Consider the following 4972-nt stretch of genomic DNA (forward strand, 5'->3'; position numbering starts at 1 on the left):
TATTTAAAAAAGAGCGATATTTTTTTATTTTTAAAGCTTAAATATAAATACAATGTTAAAAAAACCAAGATCTATTTTTTTTAACATTATTATTTAATCTATTTAATTCTTGCAATTTTAAAAACAGTTCTTTTTCAGTATTGCTGATTTTTGTAGGAGTTTTTATCTTAACGACAACATAATGGTCTCCTTTGCGAGAAGAATTTAAATAAGCTATTCCTTTGTTTTTCAACCTAAACTTTGTATCCGTTTGGGTGCCTGCTGGGATTTTAAGTTTCACATCGCCATAAATAGTCGCTACATTAATGGTAGTTCCTAAAACAGCTTGATAAAAATCAATGAAAAGAGTGGTAATAATGTTTTGTTCATCTCTTTTAAAATGTTCATGCGGTCTTACTTTGATATCTACTAATAAATCACCGTTAGCAGCGCCTAAATGACCGCCATTACCGTTTTGAGGCGATCTTAAAGTCATACCACTTTCTACACCAGCCGGTATTTGCAAATTCATTTGTTTAACTTTTTTAACTCTTTTTTGTCCCTTACAAGAAAAACATTTGTGTAAAATAGTTTGTTTTTCGCCACGACATTGTGGACAAATTTGTTGAGAAGGAATATTGCCTAAAATAGTTTGTTGGTTAATAGTAACATAACCATTGCCATGACAATAAGAACAAGTTTGCATACTTTGAGCGTTTTTAGCCCCTGTCCCTTGACAATGTTGACAATCTTCTTCTACGTAAAATTTAATGTCTTTTTCTACTCCTAAGGCAGCTTCTAGAAAATCAATTGTAATTTCAATATGCGAGTCTGCTCCAACATTATTGTTACGCCTTTGCCGTTGAGAACCAGAACTGCCAAAGAAATTTTCAAAAAGATCTTCAAAGTTGAACGAACCGCCGCCGCCAAAGCCTTCAAAACCGCCACCAGAACCACCAGTGTCACCAGCGTGACCAAAACGATCATAATTAGCTTTTTTATTAGGGTCGTTTAAAGTTTGATAAGCTTCTTGCACTTCTTTGAATTTACTTTCAGCATCTGCTTCTTTAGAAACATCTGGATGAAATTTTTTAGAAAGTCTTCTATAAGCGGATTTAATTTCACTCGCGCTAGCTTCTTTAGTTAAACCTAAAACGCTATAATAATCTTTTTTTTGTTTCAAAATAAATCTCCTAATTAGAATAATAATTTATGATAATAAAAGAAACCAAAAAAAGTCATAAAGGCTTTTTTTGGTTCATTAAAATATTAAAATTAGATTATTATTTTTTTTGTTCTTCAAATTCAGCATCAACTGTTTTATCGTCTTTTTTGTCGTGATCATGGTCGTTTTTAGCTTGTTCTTGCGCTTGTTGATAAGCTTGAAGAGTAATTTTTTGCGCTTCTTTTTCTAAAGTTTCTAATTTTTCTTTGATGACAGTTTGATCATCGCCTTTTAAAGCTTCTTCTAAGTTTTTAATATGTTCTTCTACTTTAGCTTTTTCTTCAGGATTAACTTTGTCTTTCAAGTCTTCTAAAGATCTTTGAGTTTGGAAAATTAGTTGTTCTGCGTTATTACGTGTATCGATTTTATCTCTTTGGATTTTATCAGATTCAGCGTTTTCTTCAGCTTCTTTAATCATGCGATTAATTTCTTCTTCTGATAAAGAACCAGTTCCAGAAATAGTAATTTTTTGTTCTTTATTAGTGCCTAAATCTTTCGCTTTAACAGAAACAATACCATTAACGTCAATATCAAAAGATACTTCGATTTGAGGAACTCCTCTTGGAGCAGGTGGAATATCGTTTAAACGGAAACTTCCTAAAGTTTTATTTTCTTTCGCTAAAGGTCTTTCTCCTTGTAAAACGTGGATATCAACAGAAGGTTGATTATCAGCAGCAGTAGAGAAAATTTGTGATTTAGAAGTCGGAATAGTAGTGTTTCTTTCGATTAATTTAGTGAAAACATTACCTAATGTTTCAATCCCTAAGGAAAGTGGAGTTACATCTAAAAGAACGATATCTTTCACGTCTCCCATTAAAATACCACCTTGAATAGCAGCTCCCATAGCAACTACTTCATCAGGGTTAATACTTTTATTAGGAACTTTTTTCAATTCTTTTTTCACTAATTCTTGAACAGCAGGAATTCTTGTTGAACCGCCCACTAAAAGCACTTGATCAATTTCTTCCGCTTTCATACTAGCATCAGTTAAAGCACGTTTAACAGGTACTAAACAACGTTCTACTAAATCACGTGTTAATTCATCAAATTTAGCTCTTGTTAAAGTGTATTCTAAGTGAAGAGGTCCGCTTGTAGGGTTCATAGTAATAAAAGGTAAAGATATTTGCGTAGAAACGATACCACTTAATTCTTTTTTCGCTTTTTCAGCAGCATCTTTTAATCTTTGAGTAGCGATTTTATCTTTAGATAAATCCACTCCATTATCTTTTTTAAATTCTTTAATTAAAAATTCAATAATACGTTCATCGAAATCATCACCACCCAGTTTGTTATCGCCGGAAGTAGATATAACCGAAAAGTTACCTTCAGCTAAGTTTAAGATAGAAACATCAAAAGTTCCTCCTCCTAAATCAAAAACTAAAATATTTTGTTCTTTTTCGCTTTTATCAATGCCGTAAGCTAAAGCAGCTGCTGTTGGTTCATTAATAATTCTTTTCACTTCTAAACCAGCAATTTTACCGGCATCTTTAGTTGCTTGTCTTTGTGAGTCGTTGAAATAAGCAGGTACAGTAATAATTGCTTCGCTAACTTCAGCCCCTAAATAATCTTCTGCTTGTTTTTTTAAATTTCTTAAAATCATAGCACTGATTTCTTGGGGAGTATATTTTTTGTTGTTTACATCAACAGTATAATCTTTTTCACCCATATGTCTTTTCACAGAAATAATGGTGTTAGGGTTAGTAAGCATTTGTCTTTTAGCTACTTCACCTACCATGATTTCGTCGTTTTTAAACGATACAACTGAAGGAGTAGTTCTACTACCTTCCGCATTAGGAATAACTTTAGATTCTCCGCCTTCCATTACAGCAACACAAGAGTTAGTTGTTCCTAAGTCAATACCAATAATTTTATTTGTTTTCGCCATTTTTATTTTCACTCCATTCATTTATTTTTACCATAGCTGGTTTAATAATTTTATCTTTGTATAAAAAGCCTTTTTGTAAAACAGCAACGTTAACGCCGTTTGGTTGTTTCTCATCAGAAATTTTTTCTACTGCATGATGATATTTAGGATCAAATTTCTCGCCTAAAGCTTTTATTTCTGCAACGCCGTCTTTTTCTAAAACATCGTTAATTTGCTTGTTAATCATTTTAAAACCAAAGAGAAATTTTTGCAACATTTCATCTTCAGTAGGCATTTCTAAAACTTGTCCTAATTGTTCTAAAGGAACTAACATGTCAGTAATCAAATTCATAGAAGCGTATTTAACGTCTGCTACTTTTTCTTTTTGAAGTCTTTTTTTCAAATTCTCTAAATCTGCTTGAGATTTTAATTTTTCATTGATTAATTCGGTTTTTAATTGTAATAATTCCGCTTGTAAATCTTTTTCATCTTTGGACGATGAATTGTCTTTATCATGGGAATTAGAGGATGATTGTTCATCCTTTTTTTTATCACAACCATCACAATCCTCTTTAGAAAATTTTTCTGGTTGGTTGTTTTTGCTTTCTTCTTGAGAAGCGTTGTCTTTTTTATTGTCTTGACAACCGCAATCTTGATCTTTTTTAACTTCTTCAGTTTGATGATTTGATTTTTTCATCTTTTCTTCGTTGTTATGTGTTTTTTTATTTTTATTCATGTAAAAACAAACTCCTATTTATTCCAATTTATAATTATTTTTTGTCATATAGCTGCGACAAATGAGCGGATAAATATTCCAAAAGGGGGACAATTTTTTGAAAATTCATGATAGTCGGTCCTAAAATAGCAATTGATCCTTTTTCATTTTCATTAATATCATAAGGAATGGAAATAATCATAAATTTATTGTACGGCATTAAACTAATTTGATTAGCGAATCTATAAATAACTTCTTTAGAATTAAAAAAAATTCTGTTTAATTCTTTATTTTCTAATATTTTAAAAATGTCTTTCGCGGAAGCGAGGCTTTTGCATTCCGCATTATCGTAAAAATTAGAAACACCATATACATAAAAATTATCAGTCGCAAAATTATAAAAAATTTCGACCAAATATTGTACCAGTTGTTTTTTATATTCGATATATGCTGCAAAAACGGTAGCAACAATATCGCTTTCCAGAATTTCTATTGCTTCATGTAAATATTTACCAATTAACAAATGATTTAATTCAGAAAATATTATTTGCAAATCTTGCAATGACAATTCGCTATCTTTTTCTAAAACGATATTTTGATGTTGAACATTGCCATTATCAGTCACAATCAAAATAAGGGCCTGTTCTAAATTTAAAGGAATCAAATCGATTTTATTAATTTTATTAGTTTTTAAAACATCAGGACCTATCATTAAAGTTGCATAATTAGTTAAATTACTTAATAGCTCTAAAACTTCTTTAATAATTTTTTCTTTATTTAAACTTTTTTTATTTAAAATTTGGTCAAATAAAGAAATCATTTGAATAGTTTCATTATTGCGTGTTATTAAATTATTAAAATAAAAAGCATAGCCTTTTAAAGAAGGTATTCTGCCGCTAGATTTATGAGTTTTTTTTAAATAACCTTTTTTTTCCAATTGTACCATATCATAACGAATAGTAGCGCTGGAAAAATTTAAATAAGGCAAGCTCGCTAGCAACTTAGAACCAACAGGTTGATCTTCTTTAGAATAATTTTCAACAACGGCCTTTAAAATTAATCTTTTCCTATCAGAAAGCAAAATAATACTCCTTGGCACTCATTTAATATGACTGCTAATAGTATTATATTAGTTTTTATATCAAATGTCAAGTATAAAATTATAAAAAAGTTATTTTTTTCTTTTTTT

General features: G+C 30.2%; 4 protein-coding genes. All 4 read right to left on the reverse strand.

Annotated elements, in window-relative coordinates; genetic code table 11:
* Window positions 1-55: 55 nt before the first annotated feature.
* The 4 genes from dnaJ to hrcA all read right to left on the reverse strand — a co-directional run bounded on the left by dnaJ (window position 56) and on the right by hrcA (window position 4864).
* Window positions 56-1162: a molecular chaperone DnaJ gene (dnaJ, locus tag ON17_RS02480; protein ID WP_017191921.1), complete on the reverse strand. Its 1107-nt coding sequence runs from the start codon at window positions 1160-1162 to the stop codon at window positions 56-58.
* Between the two features lie 100 nt (window positions 1163-1262).
* Window positions 1263-3089, reverse strand: a complete 1827-nt coding sequence (gene dnaK, locus ON17_RS02485) for a molecular chaperone DnaK (protein WP_026072008.1) — start codon at window positions 3087-3089, stop codon at window positions 1263-1265.
* Window positions 3073-3804, reverse strand: a complete 732-nt coding sequence (locus ON17_RS02490) for a nucleotide exchange factor GrpE (RefSeq protein ID WP_017191923.1) — start codon at window positions 3802-3804, stop codon at window positions 3073-3075. Before ON17_RS02490 ends, dnaK begins: the two co-directional genes overlap by 17 nt.
* Window positions 3805-3838: 34 nt before the next feature.
* Window positions 3839-4864 (reverse strand): heat-inducible transcriptional repressor HrcA, encoded by a 1026-nt coding sequence (hrcA, locus tag ON17_RS02495; protein ID WP_017191924.1) that lies wholly within the window; start codon window positions 4862-4864, stop codon window positions 3839-3841.
* Window positions 4865-4972: the final 108 nt, after the last annotated feature.

The organism is Poinsettia branch-inducing phytoplasma str. JR1, assembly GCF_000309465.1.
Classification (GTDB): domain Bacteria; phylum Bacillota_I; class Bacilli_A; order Acholeplasmatales; family Acholeplasmataceae; genus Phytoplasma; species Phytoplasma pruni.